Genomic DNA, 21,182 nt, shown 5'->3' with positions numbered 1-21,182 from the left:
GCCACGGTGCGTCTTCCCCACACGCGTGGGGGTGTTTCTACAGGTTTCAGCTTAGGCGGTAGCCGAATGTCGTCTTCCCCACACGCGTGGGGGTGTTTCCAGACAAGAGGCGACGAGCCCGCTAAGGTCTGCGTCTTCCCCACACGCGTGGGGGTGTTTCTGGACGTTGAGGTGTCATTCCCCGAGCCCGTGAGTCTTCCCCACACGCGTGGGGGTGTTTCCTGATCCATGCCCCAGCCCAGCCCCCAGCCCAGGTCTTCCCCACACGCGTGGGGGTGTTTCTACCGCGCACGCCGCCGTCTGGTCACCGGTGATCCCCCCGCTTTTAGCGGGCAGCAAAAGTGGAGTCATGCTGCCAGTGCCAGTTTTTGCATTGGCGTGATGCCGCGGCTGCCAGGGGCTCTGTCCAGTCCTGATGGGTGAAGGCCGGCGGGTGGCCGCCGGCTTCATCCATCCCCGCTGATAGCGCCGGGATCAGAACGTCAGGGTCACTGCTGCGTACAGCGAACGCCCGGGCCCCGGCACCTGCGTCCCCCACTGCGGATAGTTCGGCACCGGCGGATTGATTGACATCGTGGTGCCCTGGCCGACGTAGGCACCACCCGTCGGTAGTGCATAGAGGCGGTCGAACAGGTTTTCCACCCCGAAGTCGAGCCGCAGCGCCGACCACGCCCGCGAGAATCGCAGGTTCAGCAAGCCGTAGCCCGCGGTCTCCAGTTCGTTGCGGACCTGCGATACGTCGTGCTTGCGGGCCACGGTCACCAGCTCCAGCGCATTGTCCCAGCCGCCAAGCCGCTGGGTCAGCGACACGCGCGCGTTGGTTGGCATGCGGTTGTAGAGGCCATCGCCGGTGGTCCGGTTTTCGCCATGCATCCACGACAGCGTGCCCTGCAGCGCGAACACCCCAAGCCCGCTCTCCGCCAGGCGCGCCTTGCCCGAGAGATCCATGCCGTACAGCCGTGCGTCCTGGTTCACATACTTCAGCACGGTGAAGGCATTGCGTACCGGAATGCTGGGTGCGGCATTGGTGCTGGGATCCCACTGGATCGCGTCGATGTAGTCGGCGACCGAGGTCACGTAGGGGGTGATCTGCAATTCCCAGCGACGGTCAGCGCCGTGCAGGTCGAAGGTCACCGAGGCAGTAAGCGCGCGTTCCGGGGCCAGCGCGAGGTTGCCGACGTAGCCATTCCCATCGCCGACGAAGTTGTTCATGACGGCCGCCATGGTCCAGGTGGACCACGGGAACACTTCGTACAGGCCGGGCGAACGCGTCTTGCGGGCCACGCCATACGCGATGTCCATGCGATCCGAGACCGACTGGCGCAGGATCGCTGTAGCATCCCAGTTGCCATCCGAGCGTGAGCGGTTGGCTGCGTTGAACAGCGCAGCATCGCGCATCTGCCAGGAGCCCATCATGTTGGTCATGGGGTTGTAGCCCTGCACCGGGCCGGCATTCATCCGGACGCGCTCGTAGCGCACGCCAAGCTCGGCGGTCCAGCGCGGGGCGAGGTGGTGTTCCCACTCGGCGTAGGCCGCGCTGCGGTCGCGCTTCCCATCGCGGATGTTATAGAACTCACCCGGCCCCATCATCCCGCCTGACGGCGGCCACCAGTCGTCCAGCCGATAGGCGCGCTGCTCCAGTCCCAGCCGCAGGTGATCCTCCCCTTGCAGCGCGATGTCCGCATCCAGCATGAAGGCGGTGGTGTTGCTCGAAGTCAGCATCGGCATGCCGGCCGCGCAGGTCGACCCGATCGGCGCGCACGGGGTCGCCTGTCCACCCGGCGGGTTATTGCCGCCCGATGCCGCGCCGTACCAGAACCGCTTGTCCGGGCCGAAATCCATCGCGTGGTCCAGCAGCTCGCGATACGCCCGCGCCTCCAGCCGTCCCCAGCTGAACTGCCCGAGATAGCGCAGGTTGGCGCTGCGCTGGCGGTTGTCGGTCATATCCATGCGCTGGTTCGGATAGTCCTGGCGCGGGATCTGTTGCCAGCCAAGGCGCGCCTCCAGCAGGTGGTCGCCGTTGGTGTAGGCCAGCTGCAGGGACTGGTTGTGGGAGACGTAGCCGGTCGAGCCCACCTCGTCCCTGGCCAACACGTGGCCCGCACGGCCAGTGAAATCGTAGAGCTTGAAATCCCCGCCCGCGCGATAGTTGTCCGCCCGCGCCGTCGAGCCGGTGTAACGCATGCTGAAGTGCTCGCTGGCGACGTTCAGCGAGACATTCGCGCCGTGGGCATCGCCATTGCTGCGGTAGTAAGTCCCCAGTTCGCCTGACAGCGCAATGCCCGTGCCCGGAGCCGCGAAGCTGGGCTGGCTGCGCTCGACGACGATGCTGCCGCCGATCGAGTCGCCGCCCTGCGAAACCGGGGTGATACCCGGATACACCACGATGCGGGCGACATCCGACGGCGCCACATAGGACAACGCCGGATTCATGTGGTTGGGGCAGGAGGCAGTGATGTCGGCGCCGTCCAGGCGGATGCGCAGGCGATCGTCGGCGAGGCCGCGGATCGAGGGCAGGCCGGAGACACCGCCGGCGGGATTGAGCCACAGGCCGGGCTGGTCCTTCAGCAGCGAGGCGGTATCGCTGGTCGCGGCGGCGGCGGCAGCGAGGGCGTCGTCGTCGACCGCGCGGGCCGGTGCGATGTTGGCGCGGGTGCCTTGCACGACAACCTTCGGCAGGACGGTGTCGCCGTCGGCGGCGGGCAGGTCGGACGCGTGGGCGAGGGTGGGCAATGCAGCAAGGATCGCAGCCGCGAGCGGCGCGACCAGCAGGGGATGGGGACGCATGGGAACTCCAGGATGGGATGCGGCCGGTGCTGGGCTGCACGGCCGAGGAGCCGGGCGCATCGCGGCTGGCGAGCGCCCGGGCAGGTGTCGGTGGAACGGCAGTCGGGCTCAGCCCGCGTTCGACATCGGCGGCCCGCGCGGGGCCCATCCCATCAGGTGGCGTTGTGGCAGGCGCGGTTGCACGCGCAAGGCGGCGCGGGTCTGCGGCAGCGGTTGCGCCGGCGGCACCGACAGGCCTGCCAACGGCAGCGCCGGGGACACCAGCAACGGGCAATAGGCGCAATCATCGGCGGGCGCCCGCGGCGCGGGATCGCCGGCATCGCCCGCCCGCCAGTGCGGCAGGTCGGCAGCCGTCACCAAGCCGTCGCTGGAACAGAACAGCCCAAGCGGGCTCGCCAATGGATCCTGCGCGAACGCCTGGTACATCCGCCCAATGCTGGGCACCAGGGCCAGCAACAGGCTGCCTGCGAAGGCAAGCGAAAGCAGCAGGCGGTGGCAACGTCGCGCAGTCATCAGGCCGATATTATGGGCGACCCCGTACCGATTGTCTGCGTTGGATCAAATCCGTCAGGCATCCGGGCCTGCCGGAACAGCCGTGCAGCCCGGTCCGTGCTCGAACCGTCGTTTGTGCGCCCGCCTTTCGGACAGGCGGCCCGGCAAAGACGATGGAATTTTCCGTACCAAAGCAATTTTCCGCGGTTGACGCTGGCGAAAGCCGAACAGCGATGCAGGGTTTTCGCGAACGCGTGGGGTTCCCGACGGAAGTCAGCCGCATGCAGCGGCGTGCGGGTCTTCCCCGCACGCCTGGCAGCAGCCTTGTGCGTTTTTATCCGAGCCGTGCGCGTTGTTCGGTCAAGGCGGCCAGCTTGGTGCTCCAATCGGCCAGACGTTGGCGCTCCTGCTCGACCACGGCGGCGGGCACGCCGGGGCCGAACTTGGCCAGCTTGCTGGCGCTCTTGTCTTTCTCGGCGGCCACCTTGGCGATTTCCTTGTCGAGGCGCGCGCGTTCGGCGGCCAGATCCACCAGGCCCTCCAGCGGGACGAACAGCTGCAGCTCGCCGACCACCGCCGGCGCCGCTGCGGGGGGCTCGCCGGTGATCGCCTCGATCTGTTCCAGTTTGCACAGGAAGCGCAGCTGCGCGTCGAACCGGGCCAGGCGCGCGGCGTCCCCGGTGCTTTCGCCGCGTACCAGCAGGGCGACCTGACGGGCGGGGGAGACACCCAGCTCGCTGCGGATGCGCCGCACGGCGCTCACCATGGCTTTCAGCCACTCGATGTCGGCTTCGGCCTGCGCGAAGGCGGCGGTGTCGAGCGCGCCGGGTCGCGGATAGGGCTGGGTCATGATGCTGCCGGACTTGCCCAGCCGGGGTGCCACCGCCTGCCAGAGCTCTTCGGTGATGAACGGGATCAGCGGATGCAGCAGGCGCAGCAGGGATTCCAGCACGTAGGCCAGCGTATGACGGGTGCTCTGGGCGGCCTGGGCGTCGTCGCCGCTGAGCGCCGGCTTGGCGAGTTCCAGGAACCAGTCGCAGACCTGGTTCCAGGTGAACTCGTACAGGCACTGCGCCAGCAGGTCGAAACGGTAGCTGGCGAAATGCTCCTCCGCCTGCGCGCAGGTATTCGCAAGTTGGGCGAGGATCCACTTCTCCGCATCCGTCTTCGGCTGCGGCACGCCGTCGAAGCTGGCATCGCCCACGTGCATCAGCGCAAAGCGGGTGGCGTTCCACAGCTTGTTGCAGAAGTTCTTGTAGCCCTCGGCGCGGGCCAGGTCGAACTTGATGTCGCGGCCCGGGCCGGCCAGCGCGGCCATGGTAAAGCGCAACGCATCGGCACCATGGGGGTTGATGCCGTCGGGGAATTCCTTGCGCGTGGCCTTCTCGATCTTCTCGGCCATCTTCGGCTGCATCAGCCCGGTGGTGCGCTTGGCCACCAGCGCGTCGGCGCTGATGCCGTCGATGATGTCCAGCGGATCCAGGATGTTGCCCTTGGACTTGGACATCTTCTGGCCGTCCTTGTCGCGGACCAGGCCGGTGATGTAGACGTCGCGGAATGGCACGCGGCCGACCAGGCGGTCAGTCATCATGATCATCCGCGCCACCCAGAAGAAGATGATGTCGAAGCCGGTCACCAGCACGTTGCTGGGCAGGTGCTGGTCGAAGCCGCGTTCGGCCATCCTGCCTTCGTCCGGCCAGCCCTGCGTGCTGAACGGGAACATGGCCGAAGAGAACCAGGTTTCCAGCACGTCCGGGTCCTGGCGCAGCGGCGCATCGCCCAGGCCGTGGCGCGCGCGCACCTCGGCCTCGTTGCGGCCCACGTAGGCATTGCCGGAGTCGTCGAACCACGCCGGGATGCGGTGGCCCCACCAGAGCTGGCGGCTGATGGTCCAGTCCTGGATGTTCTCCAGCCAGTGGCGGTAGGTGTTGATCCAGTTCGCCGGCACGAACTTCACTTCGCCCGACTCGACCAGTTCCAGGCCGCGGCGGGCCAGATCGTCCATCTTCACGAACCACTGGTCGGTGAGGAACGGCTCGATCACCTGCCCACTGCGGTCGCCGCGTGGCACCTGCAGCTTGTGCGGCTTGATCTCCACCAGCAGGCCGGCGGCCTCCAGGTCGGCCACGATGGCCTTGCGCGCCTCGAACCGGTCCAGGCCGTGGTAGCGCGCCGGGATGTCGGTCGCGGCCACGATCCGGGCGTCGTCGGTGAACACGTTGCGCAGTGGCAGCCCATGGCGCTGGCCGACCGCGTAGTCGTTGAAGTCGTGCGCCGGGGTCACCTTCACCACGCCGGTACCGAAGGCGCGATCGACGTAGTCATCGGTGATGACCGGAATGCAGCGGTCGGTCAGCGGCAGCCGCACCGCCTTGCCATGCAGGCCGCGATAGCGCGGGTCTTCTGGATGCACCATCACCGCGGTGTCGCCCAGCAGGGTTTCCGGACGGGTGGTGGCCACCACCACGTAGTCGCGCACTTCGCGCAGGACTTCGTTGCCGTCGGCGTCGTGCTCGACGTATTCGAACGTGGCGCCGTCGGCCAGCGGGTAGCGGATCGACCACAGGTGGCCGTTTTCTTCCTCGCTGACCACTTCCAGATCGGAAATCGCGGTCTTCAGCACCGGGTCCCAGTTGACCAGGCGCTGGCCGCGGTAGATCAGGCCCGCATCGAACAGCCGCACGAAGGCCTCGGTGATCGCCTCGCTGGCCATCGGGTCCATGGTGAAGACGCTGCGCGACCAGTCGCCGGACGCGCCCAGACGGCGCATCTGCCGCTCGATGGTGTCGCCGGAGTGCTGCTTCCACTCCCACACTTTTTCGATGAACTTCTCGCGGCCCAGCGAATCGCGGGTCTCGCCCTTGCCTTCGATGGCCAGGTTGCGGCTCACCACCATCTCGGTGGCAATGCCGGCGTGGTCGGTCCCCATCTGCCACAGCGTGCGGTAACCGCGCATGCGGTGGTAGCGGATCAGCGCGTCCTGCAGCGTGTGCTGGAACGCATGGCCCATGTGCAGGGTGCCGGTGACGTTGGGCGGCGGCAGCAGGATGGTGTAGGCCGGGCCGTCGCCCTGGGGCGTGAACGCGCCGCTGGCCTCCCACTGCTGGTACAGGCGGGACTCGAAGGACTTGGGGTCGTAGCCGGAGGCAAGGGTGGTCATGGGGGCGGGATCACATGTCGAATTTGTTCAGGTCGAAGCCCAGCGCTTGGTAGTGCTTCCAGCGCGCGCGCAGCGGGCCGCGCGCGGCGGGGTCGGCGGGCACCACTTCCAGCACCCGCTCGAAGCTGCCGTCCGGCGCGGCATCGCGCAAGTTGATGAGCAGCGGGCGCGGGGGCACGTCGGTATCGGGTGCGGCGATGAGGATCGGCGCCTCGTCCTCGTCCTCGTCCATACCGGCGATCTGGTGCGGCAGGTATTCGTCGGGATCGAACGACCACAGCAGGTCGTCCAGCGCTTCCGCCTGGGCGGCGTCGCGCGCCAGCACCAGGGTGGGCAGCTCGGCAGCAAAGGCGCGCTTGGCCAGCTCGCAGACCAGCAGCAGCGGCTGCTCGCGGAAGCGCGGCTTGTCGATCAGGTAGAAATCGGCACGGGGCATGGGAGGTCCTGGCGTGGACGGCATCAGCCGTGGCCGGCGGGCCGTGGGGGCAACACGGGCGCCGCCGGCGGGCAGCGCATCAGGCGGCGCGGTCCAGCAGCCATTGGCTGAGCATGCCGACCGGGCGGCCGGTCGCCATGCCCAGCTTGCCCTCGTCGGAGGCGCTGCCGGCAATATCCAGGTGCACCCAGCGCTGGCCGTCGGTGAACCGCGACAGGAAGCAGCCGGCGGTGATGGCGCCGGCCCAGCGGCCGCCGATGTTGTAGACATCGGCGAACGCGGAATCGAGCATCGGCTGGTATTCGTCCCACAGCGGCAGCTGCCAGCCGCGGTCGAACACCGTCTCGCCGGCATCCAGCAGTTCGCGGGCCAGGTCGTGGCTGTCCTTGGTCATCACGCCGGTGGCGTATTTGCCCAGCGCGACCATGCAGGCGCCGGTGAGGGTGGCCACGTCCACCAGCGCAGCCGGCTGGAAGCGCTGCGCGTAGGTCAGTGCGTCGCACAGGATCAGGCGGCCCTCGGCGTCGGTGTTGCCCACTTCGATGGTCTTGCCGGACATGCTGGTGATGACGTCGGACGGGCGGTAGCTGTTGCCGTCGATGGCGTTCTCCACCGCCGCGGCGATGCACACCAGGTTGATCGGCAGCTGCATGCCCACCGCGGCGGCGAAGGTGCCCAGCACGGTGCCGGCACCGCACATGTCGTACTTCATCTCCTCGATGCCGCCCTGGGTCTTCAGGTTGACGCCGCCGGTGTCGAAGGTGATGCCCTTGCCGACCAGCACATAGGGCCTGGCGTCGCCGCCGTTGGAGTACTTCAGCACCACCAGGCGCGGGCGCTGCGCGCTGCCGCGGGCCACGGCCAGCAGGGCGCCCATGCCAAGCGCATCCATCGCCGCCTCGTCCAGCACCTCGCAGGTGACCTTGTCGCTGCGTGCGGCCAGATCCTGCGCCTGCTGCGCGATATAGGCCGGGTTGCAGATGTTGGGCGGCAGATTGCCCAGCTCGCGGGTCAGCCGCACGCCCTCGGCGATGGCCTTGCCCTGCGCCAGCGCGGTGGTGTCCGCGCCGGCAATCTGCAGGTGCGCCAGACCCTTCTCGTCGCGCTTCTTGTTCTTGGCGCCAAGGGTGGCGACGTAGCGGTAGCAGGCGTGGTCGGCAGCGATCACGGCCTGGCGGATGGCCCAGGCCGCGTCGCGGTCCTTCACCGGCACTTCGCTGAGGGTGAGCAGCGCGATGGCCACCGGGCCCGTCTTCAGCGCGCGGGCGGCATCACCCACCGCCTTCAGGTACTGCGGCACGCCGAACTTGCCTGCTTCCCCCAGGCCCACCACCAGCACGCGCGGCGCGGCCACGCCGGCAAGGTCGTGCAGCAGGGCGGTCTTGCCGGTCTTGCCGGACACGTCGCCGCGGTCCAGCAGGGCGCGCAGCCGGCCGCTGCTGGCGGCATCAAGGGCCTGTGCGGCGGGCGTGAGGCTGCCGTCGGCGAAGGCGCCAACGATGACGCAATCAACGCCTGCGGCGGCGGCGGGGGTCTGGTTCAGGCTGAATTCGAGGCTCATCGAACAAGGTATCCGGGCTAAGTGCCATCTGAGGCGGGCGGATGCCCGTCGGCGGGGGCCGGCGGCATGCGGGCTGGGGTCGCTTACAATGCGCGGCCGCGACAGGCGTCAGGCTTCGCGCGCGGCGAACCCACGATTCTAAAGCATCTTCCCGGAGCAAGCCGGCCCCATGCCGAAGCTGGACCGCTACCTCAGCAGCGAATTCGCCCGCGCCGTCCTGGCGGCACTGGTGGTGCTGGGCATGGTCAGCCTGGGCGGGCTGTTTGCCGACCTGATCGGCGAGATGGCCCGCGGCAAGATGCCGCCGGCGCTGCTGCTGTCGCAGCTGGGGCTGCGCCTGCTGGCGTATTTGCCGCTGATCCTGCCGCTGGCCTTGCTGCTGGGCCTGTTGCTGTCGGTGGGACGGCTGTACCGCGACTCCGAGATGTATGTGCTGACCGCCGTGGGGGTCAGCCCGCGCCGGCTGCTGCGGCCGCTGCTGCTGGTGGTGGTGCCGGTGCTGCTGGTGGTGGGGGCCTGTTCGCTGTGGTTGGGCCCGTGGGCCAACCGTCTGGCGCGCGGGATGGTGATCGAGGCCAACAAGAACCTGCTGGTGGCCGGCCTGGAGCCGGGCCGGTTCACCCCCATGGCCAACGGGGGGATGGCCTATGTCGGCCAGATGTCCAGTGACGGCACGCGCCTGGCCCGCGTCTTTCTTTTCCGCGAACGCGGCGAGCGCCTGGACGTGGCCACTGCCCGTACCGGCGAGCTTTACCGCGACCAGGGGGCCCGCGTGTTGGCGCTGCTGGACGGCTTCCGGGTGGAAGGCCCGGTGGCCGGACCGGCGCTGGACTACCGGCTGATGCGCTATGCCCGCAACGAAATGCTGCTGCCCGCCCCGGACGACCAGCGGCCGATGGATGACCCCGCCTTTCTGCCGCTGCCTGTTCTGCTGGCCACCCCCGGCGCGGCGGCGCGGGCCGAGCTGCACTGGCGCATCGCGCCGCCGCTGCTGGGGCTGGCGTTCGCGCTGATGGCGGTGCCGCTGGCGCGCAGCTCGCCCCGTCAGTCCCGCCACGGGGCGCTGCTGCTGGGTTTTCTTGCCTATCTGGTGGGCGTGTTCCTGATGATCCTGGGTACCGAGTGGCTGGCCTCCGGCCAACTGCCGCTGGCGCTGGGGCTGTGGTGGCTGGTGCTGCCGATGCTGGGCCTGGGGGCATGGCTGTACGCCCGCGATGGCCGCGTGGCGCGCGCATGGTGGCGCCGATGAAACGCTGGCCGCGGCTGCACGACCTTTATATCGCCCGCGCGGTGATCACCAGCATCCTGATGGTCTGGGTGGTGCTGGTGGGCCTGGACGTGGTGCTGGCCTTTGCCGGCAAAGTCGGCGATATCGGCAAGGGCGCCTATACCGTCAACCACGCCATCGCCGACACTGGCCTGTCGGTTCCCTGGCGCACGTACAACTTGTTCCCCACTGCCGCCGTGATCGGCGTGCTGCTGGGCCTGGGCCAACTGGCCGCGTCCTCCGAGCTGACCGCGCTGCGGGCGCTGGGGATTTCGCGGCGGCGTTTGGGCGCTTCGGTGATCTTCCTGGTGGCCCTGCTCACCGTGGTGATGGTGGTCAATGGCGAAACCCTGGCCCCCTGGGGGGATGAGCGATCGGATGCGCTGCGCGCAGCACGCAATCCTGATGCGGTGGTGTCCAAGTACAGCGGCCTATGGGCGCGCGAAGGCGATATCTTCATCAATGCCCGCAGCGGCGAGCAACGCCAGCGAGGCAGCGATCGCTGGCTGGAGCTGCGCGGCGTGCGCCTGTTCCAGTTCGATGCCGACGGCCGCCTGCAGTCCATCGCCAACGTCGAACAGGCGGAGCATCGTCCGGGGGGCTGGCTGCTGCGCGGGGTGGAGCGCACCCGCTTCGAGGCCAAGTCGGTGCGCCGGGAACACGTTCCGGAGGAGCGCTGGGACTCGCGGCTGGACGAATCCACGCTGGCCTCCAACGTCACCAAGCCGGATTACCTGAGCAGCCGCGAACTGGCCAGTAGCATCGATTACCGCAAGCGCAACAACCTGGAGTCTGCCGACTTCGAGACGGTGTACTGGGGGCGCTGGTTCTATCCCGTCAACGTGTTGACCCTGTGCCTGGCGGTGATCCCGTTCGCGTTTGGCTCGCTGCGCAGCGGCGGCTACGGCAAGCGGCTGTTCATCGGCATCGTGTTCGCGCTGGGGTTCTACCTGCTGCAGCGCGTGTCGGTGCAGGTGGCCGGTGTGTTCCACCTCGACTTCCGCGTGGCCTATGCGATGCCGCCGATCATCATGCTGGCGGTGTCGTTCCTGATGTTCCGGCGGCGCAGCCGCTAGGGAAGGCCTGAACAACGCCATTCAGGCGTTGCCAGCCCACGCCAAGCCCGGCAGCCGTCCGGGCTCGGCTCATACGCAGCCATCGCTTGCGCGATCGATGCGGGGGCGCCCATCCGGGGCCGACGGGAAGCTCCGGGCGCTCTGGGGATGCCCTAGCGCGCCTGAGCCACCCGGCGGGTGGCGATGAGCACACAGGCCAGCATCAGCAGATGCGCCGCCATCGACAGCAGGCGGCCGCCGTCCACGTTGGCGATGCTCGTCGGCATGGCCACCGCCAGCGCGGCGTTGCCCAGGTTCCAGCCCCAGTGCAGGCCCACAGCGGCCCACAGGCTGCCGGTGCGCCACAGTGCGCTGGCGTAGGCCAGCCCGTAGACCAGCAGCATCAGCCATTCCATCGGCCCCAACCCCAGCCGGTAGAGGTGATTCAGCACGTACAGCAGGCTGCTGGTTGCCACGAAGGCCAGCCCGCGCCGCCAGTGCACGCCGGCCGCGCGATAAGGGAAGCCGCGGGTGAGGATGTCCTCGGCGATCGAAGGCACGAAGGTGGACAGCAGCAGCATCGGCAGCGCCGCCGCCAGCGTGGCGCCCGACGCGCTGCCCGCCGGGTCGGGCTGGTAGATTCCCAGCGCCAGGCCGGCTTGCAGTGCCGCGCCTTTCAGGCCGAACGCCAGCACCAGCAGCGGAACCAGCCAGATCAGGTCGCGGCCGCGCATCGGCAGCGCAAAGGCTTCCAGGCCGCGATAGCCCAGCCAGCGCGACACCGGCCAGGCCGCCAGCACGCAGGCCAGCATCAACCCGGCCTGCGCGGAAAAGCTGTGCAGCATGCGGTCGCCGATACCTTCGGCCGACTGGTACAGCAGGAACAGCAGCGCAAAGCCGAGTGCGCTGCGGGCGGTCGAGCGGGTGGAGCGGGGCGTGTCCATGGAGAGGCTCTGGTCGCGTCAGGCGGTTTTGGGGCGTCGTTGCAGGCGGGTGCCGCTGGCGCGGTCGTGCCAGGTCAGCCCGGCGCGGTCGATCCAGGCCCACCAGAAGCCCAGCCCGCCCAGCAGCAGTGACAGCGTGCCCGTCGCGTAGCGGCGCCAAAGGGCATGTGTGCTGGGCGCCTGGCCGGCGGCATCGGTGACCACCAGCCGCCATGGACGCATGCCGAGCGTCTGCCCGCCGCGCCGCCAGCTGGCCGTTGCGTACACCCCGGTCGCCAGCCAGCAACACAGCCACAGCAGCCACTGCAACAGGCTGAACGGCGCGATGTTCTCGCGCGCAGCGTGGTGACCCAGGAAGGTGTAGCCGAGGGTGAAGGCGGCCGACAGCACCATCCACAGCGCCAGCGCCGGGAAGACGTCGTACAGCAGCGCCAGCAGGCGCCAGCCGACCAGGGCAGGGGAGCGTTCGGACGAGGAAGAAGGCATTGTGCGAAGGATACAGCCGGGCCTGGCACGGGCTACGCTTGGACCATGCCGACCGCTGCCCACCGTCGCCAGCTCGTGCGCCAGCTGCCTCCGCTGGAGGCGGCGGATGCCGCCGTGATCGAGCGCTTCCTGGACGCGGCCTGGGCCGCGCATGGCCTGTCCCGCGCCACGCTGGCGTCGTACCGCGGTGATCTGCAGGCGCTGGCGCGCTGGCTGCGTGCCAACGCCCGACCGCCGCTTCCCGGGGCGCGCAGGGAGGACCTGTTCGATTACCTGGCGATGCGCGCCGAGGCCGGCTACGCCGCGCGCAGCACGGCGCGACTGCTGTCCTGCCTGCGTGCCTTCTTCGCCCATGCGGTGGCCAGCGGCCTGCGCCGCGACGATCCCTGTGCGCTGCTGCAGCCGCCGCGGTTGCCCCGGTTGCTGCCCAAGGCGCTGTCCGAGGCGCAGGTCACCGCGCTGCTGGATGCCCCCGACGTGGCCACGCCGGAGGGGCTGCGTGACCGCGCGATGCTGGAGCTGATGTACGCGGCGGGCCTGCGCGTGAGCGAGCTGGTCGGCCTGCCCGCGACCGCCGTGAATCTGCGCCAGGGCGTGCTGCGGGTGACCGGCAAGGGCAGCCGCGAGCGGCTGGTGCCGCTGGGCGAGGAGGCGCAGCACTGGCTGGAGCGCTACCTGGGCGAGGCGCGGCCGGTGCTGCTGGCCAACCTGCGTCATCCTGCCGCGGTAGAGGCGTTGTTTGTCGCGCCGGGTGGAAGTGCGCCCAGCCGGCAGGCGTTCTGGGCACTGGTCAAGCGCTGCGCGGCGGTGGCTGGCATCGCGCCGGCGCGGATCAGCCCGCACGGGCTGCGGCACAGCTTCGCCACCCACCTGCTCAACCACGGCGCCGACCTGCGCGCACTGCAGATGCTGCTGGGCCACAGCTCGCTGACCACCACCCAGATCTACACCCTGGTGGCGCGCGAACGCCTGCGCAGCCTGCATGCGCGCCATCATCCGCGCGCCTGAGCGCGGCGTGCGGCGTGGCTGCGGCGCCGTGTGCGAAAATGCCGGAACCTTGAAGGCGCGTCCGGGTCGGACCCTGCGCCCGCGACCGGAGTCCCGATGAAGCGTCTCGTCCTTGCCGCCCTGCTCTGCGCCAGCCTGTCGGCCTGCGCCCAATCCACCGACGTCGCGCCGCCGGCGGCGCCCACCAAGCCCGCGGCGGTGTTGAAAGAGCCCACGTTTGCCGCGGGCACGCCCGAGGCCAGGGTGCGCGATGCCCTGCGCTCGCTCAATCCGGAGATCACCGTCGACTCCATCGACAAGGCGCCGGTGCCGGGCTTTCGCGAGGTTGTGGCCGGTGGCCAGGTGATCTGGGTCAGCGATGACGGCAAGTACCTGTTCCAGGGCGACCTGCTGGACATCGCCTCCCGCAAGGCCCTGGGCGACGAGGCGATGGCCAAGGTGCGCCGAAAGGTGCTGGCCACCCTGCCGGAGGCCGACCGCATCGTGTTCGCCCCGACCGGTGTGCCCAAGCACACCGTGGTGGTGCTGACCGATGTCGAGTGCGGTTACTGCCGCAAGTTCCATTCCGACATTGCCGAGTACAACCGGCGCGGCATCCGCGTGGAGTATCTGGCGTTTCCGCGTGCCGGCATCGGCAGCGCGGATTACCGCAAGATGGTGGCCGTCTGGTGTGCGCCCGACCGTCGCAAGGCGCTGACCGACGCCAAGAACGACCGCCCGGTGGCGCAGGGGGCGTGTCCCCGCTCGCCAGTGGACATGCAGTACAACGCCGGTCTGCGCATGGGCCTGACCGGCACGCCGATGATCCTCAACGCCGATGGACGGATGGTGGGGGGTTACCTGCCGCCGGACCGCCTGCTGGAGCGCCTGGACGCGCTGGCCAAGGAAAAGGCGGGCGGCTGAAGCAGAGGCGGGCGCGGCGGTAGGCCGGATCGGGGCCCGGCGGGCTCGGCTACAATAATGGGCCGTCCCCACTATCAGCCGGACATGATCGTCCTCGAGGGCGCGCCCGCCCTGTCGCCGTTCCGCCGCGACCGCCTGCAAGCCCGCCTCCAGACCCTCGTGCCCGGCCTGCGCATCGCCGGGGCCTGGCACGGTTACTGGATCGACCCCGAGCCCGGCGCGACGCCGGACCTTGCCGCGCTCTGCCGCATCCTGCAGGCGGGCGAGCGGTTTGCCGCCGCCGAGCCCGGCGCGGTCAGCCGCTACGTGGTGCCCCGGCTGGGCACGCTGTCGCCTTGGGCCAGCAAGGCCACCGAGCTGCTGCGCGGCGCTGGCTTGCCGGTGAAGCGCGTCGAGCGCGGGTTGCGCATCGACCTTGCGGGCTGGCCGGCCGATGCCGCCCAGGTGGCGGCGCTGGCCAAGCTGCTGCACGACCCGATGACCCAGTCGCTGCTGGACGAGCGCGACGCCGCGGCGGCGCTGTTTGCTTCGCAGCCGGCGGGGGGAGTCGAGGTCATCCCGCTGGCGCAGCTGGAGGCGGCGAACCTGCGCCTGGGCCTGGCGCTGGCCGACGACGAGATCGACTACCTGCGCGCCCGCTACGCCGAGCTGGGCCGCGATCCGCACGACGTCGAGCTGATGATGTTCGCGCAGGCCAATTCCGAACACTGCCGGCACAAGATCTTCAACGCCAGCTGGACCATCGACGGCCAGCCGCAGCCCACCTCGCTGTTCAAGATGATCAAGAACACGCAGGCGCGCACGCCGGAGCACGTGCTGTCGGCCTACAGCGACAACGCGGCGGTGGTGGAAGGCTACGCGGCCTCGCGCTGGCGCCCGGACCCGGCGACGCAGCAGTACCGCAGCGAGCCGGCCGTGGATTCGGCGTTCTGCATCAAGGTGGAAACCCACAACCATCCGACCGCGATCGCGCCGTTCCCCGGTGCGTCCACCGGCGCCGGCGGCGAGATCCGCGACGAGGGCGCCACCGGTCGCGGTGGCCGTCCGAAGGCCGGTTTGGCCGGCTTCTCCGTCTCCCACCTGCGCATCCCGACGCTGCCGCAGCCGTGGGAGGGCCAGCGTCCACTCAATCCGCGCATGGCCTCCGCTTTCGAAATCATGCTCGATGGCCCGCTGGGCGCCGCGGCGTTCAACAACGAGTTCGGCCGGCCCAACCTGACCGGCTACTTCCGCAGCTTCGAGCTGCACGAGGCCGATGGACTGACCCGCGCCTACGACAAGCCGATCATGCTGGCCGGCGGCCTGGGCGCGATGGACCGCGGGCAGGTGGAGAAGCTGCGGCTGTCCCCCGGCGATGCGGTGATCGTGCTCGGCGGGCCGGCGATGCTGATCGGCCTGGGCGGTGGCGCCGCCAGCTCGGTCGCGTCCGGCGATTCCGCCGAAGACCTCGACTTCGCCTCGGTGCAGCGCGACAACCCGGAAATGGAGCGCCGCGCGCAGGAGGTCATTGACCGCTGCGTGGCGCTGGGCGCCGACAACCCGATCCTGTGCATCCACGATGTCGGCGCCGGTGGCCTGTCCAATGCCATTCCCGAGCTGCTGCACGACTCCGGCGTGGGCGGCGTGATCGACCTCGGCCAGGTGCCGAAGGACGACCCGTCGCTGTCGCCGATGCAGCTGTGGTGCAACGAGTCGCAGGAGCGCTATGTGCTGGGCGTGGCGCAGTCGCGTGTGGCCGAGTTCGCGGCGCTGTGCGCGCGCGAGCGCTGCCCGTTCGCGGTGGTCGGCACCGCCACCGCCGAGGAACACCTGCGGGTGGGCTACGAAGGCCAGCCACCGGCCATTGATCTGCCGATGGACGTGCTGTTCGGCAAGCCGCCGAAGATGCACCGCGACACCGTGCATCCGGCGCCGCCGCGCTGGCCGCAAGCTGACACCGACACGCTGGACCTGCGTCAGGCCGGCCTGCGCGTGCTGGCGCATCCGTCGGTGGCTGCCAAGTCCTTCCTCATCACGATTGGCGACCGCACGGTGGGTGGCCTGACCGCGCGCGACCAGATGGTCGGTCCGTGGCAGATGCCGGTGGCCGACTGCGCAATCACGCAGTCGGGCTTCGACGGGTTCACCGGCGAGGCGATGAGCGTGGGCGAGCGCACCCCGCTGGCCCTGCTGGACGCCGCCGCCTCCGCGCGGATGGCGGTGGGCGAGGCGATCACCAATCTGCTCGCCGCACCGGTGGAATCGCTCAACCGCATCAAGCTGTCCGCCAACTGGATGGCCGCCGCCGGTCACCCCGGCGAGGATGCGCGCCTGTTCGACGCGGTCAAGGCGGTGGGCATGGAGCTGTGCCCCGAACTGGAGCTCGGCATCCCGGTCGGCAAGGACTCGCTGTCGATGCAGGCGCAGTGGTCCAGCGATGGCGCCGCGCAGAAATCGGTCTCGCCGGTCTCGCTGGTGGTCTCGGCGTTCGCGCCGGTGGTCGATGTGCGCGCCCAGCTCACCCCGCTGCTGCGTCGCGATGTCGAGTCGGAGCTCTGGCTGATCGGCCTGGGTGGCGGCCGCCAGCGCATGGGCGGCTCGGTGTTGGCGCAGTGCCATCCCGAGGCGAACAACGGGGGGGCATTGCCGGCATTTGGCGGCGAATCCCCTGATCTCGATGATCCGCAGCGCCTGCGCGCGCTGTTCGAGCTGATCCGCGATGCGCGCGAGGACGGCCTGTTGCTGGCTTACCACGACCGCTCCGATGGTGGCGTGTTCGCGGCGCTGTGCGAAATGGCCTTCGCCTCGCACCTCGGGCTCGACATCCGCCTGGACGGCTGGGGCGACGGCCGCACCGACGACCCGCTGCGGGTGCTGTTCAACGAGGAACTGGGCGCGGTGGTGCAGGTGCCCGTCGAGGAGCGCGCCACGTTCGCCGACCTGGTCGCCCGCCATGGCCTGATCGAGTGCGCGCAGCGCATCGCGGCACCTACCACTGCGCCGGTGGTGCGGATCGCTGACGGTGACGAGATCCTGGCCGAGTGGCGCTGGGAGGAATTGTTCGACGCCTGGTGGTCGGTCACCCACGCCATGCAGCGGCTGCGCGACAATCCCGATTGCGCCGACAGCGAGCGCGACGCCGCGCGGCGCTTCGACGCGCCTGGCCTGCAGCCGGTGCTTACCTTCGATGCCGCCGAGGACGTGGCCGCGCCGTTCGTGTCCACCGGTGCGCGCCCGAAGGTGGCGATCCTGCGCGAGCAGGGCGTCAACAGCCAGGTGGAGACCGCCTATGCGTTCCACCGCGCCGGCTTCGATGCCTTTGATGTGCACATGAGCGATCTCATCGCCGGCCGCTTCGACCTCAAGGACTTCCACGGCCTGGCCGCCTGCGGCGGCTTCAGTTACGGCGACGTGCTGGGCGCGGGCCGCGGCTGGGCGACCTCGATCCTGGAACGCGCCGCGCTGCGCGAGATGTTCGCGGCGTTCTTCGCCCGCGAAAACAGCTTCTCGCTGGGCATCTGCAACGGCTGCCAGATGATGGCGCAGCTGCGCGACATCATCCCCGGCGCCGAGCACTGGCCGACCTTCCAGCGCAACACCAGCGAGCAGTACGAAGCGCGCCTGGCGCTGCTGGAGGTGGGCCAGTCGCCGTCGATCTTCCTGCGCGGCATGGCCGGATCAAAGATCCCGGTGGCGGTGGCGCACGGCGAAGGCCGCGCGGTGTTCGCCAGCGTGATCGACCAGGGCGCGGTGGACGTGGCGGCCCGTTATGTCGAAGGTGGCCGCGTTGCCGACCGCTACCCGGCCAACCCGAACGGCTCGCCCGACGGCATCGCCGGCGTGGCCAGCCGCGACGGCCGCGCCACCATCCTGATGCCGCACCCCGAGCGCACCCTGCGCAGCGTCAACTTCAGCTGGGCCCCGGCCGACTGGCCGGAGGACTCGCCGTGGCTGCGCATGTTCCGCAACGCCCGGGTGTGGCTGGGGTGAGCGGGGCTTTCGAGCGGCGCTAGCCGCGAGCCCGCGAACGCCCGGCGTCCTTCGAGGGTGCGCGCACCCTCGTTCCAGCGGCGGTCCGACGCCTGCTAAAGTCGGCGTTGGATCGTGGGAGTTCCGCGCGTGAATGCACTTGCAAGCCAGCTTCAGCCACAGCAGGCCGATGCCGACGAACGCATCGTCGCCCTGCTGCTTGGGGGCGGCAAGCTCAAGGAGCCCGACCTTGTGCGGGCGCGCCGGCTGCATGCCGAGGACGGCGGCAACCTGCCACAGCTGCTCGTCCGGCTGGGGCTGGTCTCCGAGCGCGACCACGCCGAGGCCTGTGCGGTCGCCCTGGGCCTGCCGCTGCGCAGCGTGAAAGACATGCCCGAACTGCCGCCGGACGATGTCGCACTCAGCGTGAAGTTCATGCAGCAGTTCCACGTGGTACCGGTGGCAGCGGACGCGTCGGGCGTCGATCTCCTGCTGGCCGATCCGCAGGACGACTACGTGCTGGATGCGGTGCGGCTGGCGCTGGGACGCGCCCTGCGTCCGGCGGTGGCGCTGCGCGGCGAAATCGACGAGCTGATCGAGCGCTGGCACGGCCAGGGTCGCAGCGAGATGGAAGGCATCGTCGAGGGTGCGGAAGGGGAAACCGGCCCCGATGATATCGAGCACCTGCGCGATCTTGCCTCGGAAGCGCCGGTGATCCGGCTGGTCAACCTGTTGATCCAGCGTGCGGTCGAGTTGCGCGCGTCCGACATCCACGTCGAGCCGTTCGAGAACCGGCTGAAGGTGCGCTACCGCATCGACGGCGTGCTGGAGGAGGGCGAGAGCCCGCCGGCCAACCTGGTCGCCGCCATCATCAGCCGCATCAAGATCATGGCCAGGCTCAACATCGCCGAGCGCCGCCTGCCGCAGGACGGCCGCATCGTCATGCGCGTGCAGGGCAAGGAGCTGGACCTGCGCGTGAGCACGGTGCCCACTGCGCACGGCGAATCGGTGGTCATGCGCCTGCTGGACCGCGAGACGGTGGTGCTGGATTTCGAGCGCCTCGGCTTCGGCCCGGCGTTCATGCCGCGCTTCCAGAAAGTGCTGGAGCAGCCGCACGGCATCCTGCTGGTCACCGGCCCCACCGGCTCGGGCAAGACCACCACCCTGTACACCGCGCTGTCGAAGCTCAACACGCCCAAGGTCAAGATCATCACTGTCGAAGACCCGGTGGAGTACCAGATTGAGGGCATCAACCAGATCCAGGCCAAGCCGGCGATCGGGCTGGATTTCGCCAACGCCCTGCGCAGCATCGTCCGCCAGGACCCGGACATCATCATGATCGGCGAGATGCGCGACCTGGAAACCGCGCGCATCGCCATCCAGTCCGCGCTGACCGGCCACCTGGTGCTGTCCACGCTGCACACCAACAACGCGGCGGGCGGCATCACCCGCCTGCTGGACATGGGCGTGGAGGATTACCTGCTGACCTCCACCGTCAACGGCATCCTGGCCCAGCGCCTGGTGCGCCGGCTTGAACCCACCCATGCGCAGCGCTATCCGGCCTCGCCGGAGGAGATCGAGAAGTTCGGCCTGCGCCGGTTCCAGCCGGAGGGCACCCTCTACCTGTACCGGCCGGTGCCTTCGCCGCTGACCCCAACCGGCTATCTGGGCCGCACCACCATCATGGAGCTGCTGGTGATGGACGACGAGGTGCGACGTGCGGTGATGCGCCACGCCGGCATGGATGAGATCGAGCAGCTGGCGCGGCGGGCGGGCATGGCGACGATGTACGAGGTCGGCATCGCCAAGGCGCTGCGCGGCGAGACCACGATCGAGGAAGTCCTGCGCGTGACCGAGGACACCTGAGCCGATGGCGCTGTATCGCTACAAGGCGCTGGACGCCCGCGGCACGCTGGTGGACGGGCAGATGGAGGCGGCCAGCGAGGCCGACGTGGCCGCGCGCCTGCAGGCGCAGGGCCAGCTGCCGGTGGAGGCCAGGCCCGCGTCCGACGTGGGCAGCGGCCCCCTGTGGCGCGCGCTGTTCAGGCCGGCGCCGTTTGCCGGTGCGCGCCTGGTGCAGTTCACCCAGCAGCTGGCCACGCTGCTGGGTGCAGGGCAACCGCTGGATCGCGCGCTGGGCATCCTGCTGGAGCTGCCGGAGGACGAGGCGGCCAAGCGCATCGTGGGCGACATCCGCGAGGCGGTGCGCGGCGGTGCCTCGCTGTCGGCCGCGCTGGAACGCCAGCACGGCGCGTTCGGCCGGCTGTACGTGAACATGGTCCGCGCCGGCGAGGCGGGCGGCAGCCTGCACGAGACGCTGCAGCGGCTGGCCGACTACCTGGAGCGTTCGCGCGCGCTGCGCACGCGGGTGGTCAACGCGCTGGTGTACCCGGCGATCCTGCTGGTGATGGTGGGGTTGTCACTGCTGTTCCTGCTGGGCTACGTGGTACCGCAGTTCGCCGGCATGTACGAAAGCCTGGATGCGGAGCTGCCCTGGTTCTCGCAGCTGGTGCTGGGTACCGGCGTGTTCGTCCGCGACTGGTGGATCGTGATCCTCGCGGTGCCCTTGCTCGCGCTGCTCTGGCTGGAGCGCCTGCGCCGCGATCCCGCGGTGATGCGCCGCTTCGATGGATGGCTGCTGCAGCGCAAGCTGGCCGGCGCGCTGGTGGCCAAGCTCGACACCGCGCGGCTGGCGCGCACGCTGGGGACGCTGCTGCGCAACGGCGTGCCGCTGCTGGCAGCGCTGGGCATCGCCCGCAACGTGCTGGACAACCGCGTGCTGGCCGACGACGTGGCCGCCGCCGCCGAGGAGGTCAAGAACGGCATCGGCCTCTCCACCGCTCTGGCCCGCGGCAAGCGGTTCCCGCGGCTGGCGCTGCAGATGATCCAGGTTGGCGAGGAGTCGGGCGCGCTCGACGTCATGCTGCTGAAGACCGCGGACACCTTCGACCAGGAGACGCAGGCGGCGATGGACCGCCTGCTGGCCGCGCTGGTGCCGGTGGTGACGCTGGTGCTGGCGGCGGTCGTTGGCGTGGTCATCCTGTCGGTGCTGGCGCCGATCTACGACCTGACCAATGTGGTGGGATGAGCGCCGGCGCCGCGCCTTCCCGAAACCGAATTCCCATCCCAACCGGG

Annotated in this window: 14 protein-coding genes and 1 CRISPR repeat array (1 of these 15 only partly in view); of the genes, 7 read left to right on the top strand and 7 right to left on the bottom strand. The window is 69.6% G+C overall.

Annotation, left to right across the window (positions count from 1 at the left end):
- A CRISPR array of direct repeats spans positions 1-282; the repeat unit is 28 nt; unit sequence GTCTTCCCCACACGCGTGGGGGTGTTTC; it reaches 1,515 nt to the left of the window's first position.
- 192 nt (positions 283-474) lie between these two features.
- The 5 genes from ACK4SG_RS07290 to ACK4SG_RS07270 all read right to left on the bottom strand — a co-directional run bounded on the left by ACK4SG_RS07290 (position 475) and on the right by ACK4SG_RS07270 (position 8,436).
- The gene (locus ACK4SG_RS07290; protein ID WP_409601063.1) at positions 475-2,787 is read right to left on the bottom strand and encodes a TonB-dependent receptor; all 2,313 of its coding nucleotides are present in this window, start codon (positions 2,785-2,787) and stop codon (positions 475-477) included.
- Positions 2,788-2,895: 108 nt separating this feature from the next.
- Positions 2,896-3,300: a DUF2946 family protein gene (locus tag ACK4SG_RS07285; protein WP_409601062.1), complete on the bottom strand. Its 405-nt coding sequence runs from the start codon at positions 3,298-3,300 to the stop codon at positions 2,896-2,898.
- Between the two features lie 313 nt (positions 3,301-3,613).
- A complete protein-coding gene (locus ACK4SG_RS07280; RefSeq protein WP_409601061.1) occupies positions 3,614-6,439 on the bottom strand; it encodes a valine--tRNA ligase in 2,826 nt (941 codons plus the stop codon).
- Between the two features lie 10 nt (positions 6,440-6,449).
- Entirely contained in the window at positions 6,450-6,875 is a 426-nt protein-coding gene (locus tag ACK4SG_RS07275) for a DNA polymerase III subunit chi (protein ID WP_409601060.1), read from the bottom strand.
- 79 nt (positions 6,876-6,954) lie between these two features.
- Entirely contained in the window at positions 6,955-8,436 is a 1,482-nt protein-coding gene (locus ACK4SG_RS07270; protein WP_409601059.1) for a leucyl aminopeptidase, read from the bottom strand.
- A gap of 169 nt (positions 8,437-8,605) precedes the next feature.
- Here ACK4SG_RS07270 and lptF point away from each other — a divergent pair, with 169 nt between their 5' ends.
- Together lptF and lptG are read left to right on the top strand one after the other, a co-directional pair.
- Positions 8,606-9,685, top strand: a complete 1,080-nt coding sequence (gene lptF / locus ACK4SG_RS07265; protein WP_409601058.1) for an LPS export ABC transporter permease LptF — start codon at positions 8,606-8,608, stop codon at positions 9,683-9,685.
- A complete protein-coding gene (lptG, locus tag ACK4SG_RS07260; protein WP_409601057.1) occupies positions 9,634-10,779 on the top strand; it encodes an LPS export ABC transporter permease LptG in 1,146 nt (381 codons plus the stop codon). The genes lptF and lptG overlap by 52 nt, the downstream gene beginning before the upstream one ends.
- A gap of 152 nt (positions 10,780-10,931) precedes the next feature.
- Here lptG and ACK4SG_RS07255 read toward each other — a convergent pair whose 3' ends face one another.
- Together ACK4SG_RS07255 and ACK4SG_RS07250 are read right to left on the bottom strand one after the other, a co-directional pair.
- Entirely contained in the window at positions 10,932-11,702 is a 771-nt protein-coding gene (locus ACK4SG_RS07255) for a CPBP family intramembrane glutamic endopeptidase (protein ID WP_409601056.1), read from the bottom strand.
- 18 nt (positions 11,703-11,720) lie between these two features.
- On the bottom strand, positions 11,721-12,188 hold the full coding sequence (locus ACK4SG_RS07250; protein WP_409601055.1) for an RDD family protein: 468 nt from the start codon (positions 12,186-12,188) through the stop codon (positions 11,721-11,723).
- Positions 12,189-12,233: 45 nt separating this feature from the next.
- Between ACK4SG_RS07250 and xerD the strand changes: the two genes are divergently transcribed.
- The 5 genes from xerD to xpsF all read left to right on the top strand — a co-directional run bounded on the left by xerD (position 12,234) and on the right by xpsF (position 21,135).
- Entirely contained in the window at positions 12,234-13,196 is a 963-nt protein-coding gene (xerD, locus tag ACK4SG_RS07245) for a site-specific tyrosine recombinase XerD (protein ID WP_409601054.1), read from the top strand.
- 96 nt (positions 13,197-13,292) lie between these two features.
- A complete protein-coding gene (locus ACK4SG_RS07240) occupies positions 13,293-14,099 on the top strand; it encodes a DsbC family protein (protein WP_409601053.1) in 807 nt (268 codons plus the stop codon).
- Between the two features lie 84 nt (positions 14,100-14,183).
- Positions 14,184-18,068, top strand: a complete 3,885-nt coding sequence (gene purL / locus ACK4SG_RS07235; RefSeq protein WP_409601052.1) for a phosphoribosylformylglycinamidine synthase — start codon at positions 14,184-14,186, stop codon at positions 18,066-18,068.
- A 129-nt stretch (positions 18,069-18,197) separates the two neighbouring features.
- Positions 18,198-19,913, top strand: a complete 1,716-nt coding sequence (gene gspE / locus ACK4SG_RS07230) for a type II secretion system ATPase GspE (protein WP_409601051.1) — start codon at positions 18,198-18,200, stop codon at positions 19,911-19,913.
- Between the two features lie 4 nt (positions 19,914-19,917).
- Positions 19,918-21,135 carry a type II secretion system protein XpsF gene (gene xpsF / locus ACK4SG_RS07225; RefSeq protein ID WP_409601050.1) on the top strand — a complete coding sequence of 406 codons (1,218 nt, stop codon included), beginning with the start codon at positions 19,918-19,920 and terminating at the stop codon, positions 21,133-21,135.
- Positions 21,136-21,182: the final 47 nt, after the last annotated feature.

Source organism: Thermomonas sp. (assembly GCF_046293095.1).
GTDB lineage: Bacteria > Pseudomonadota > Gammaproteobacteria > Xanthomonadales > Xanthomonadaceae > Thermomonas.
Note: the sequence above shows the minus strand (reverse complement) of the source record. Positions and strands in the feature narration are given on the sequence as shown.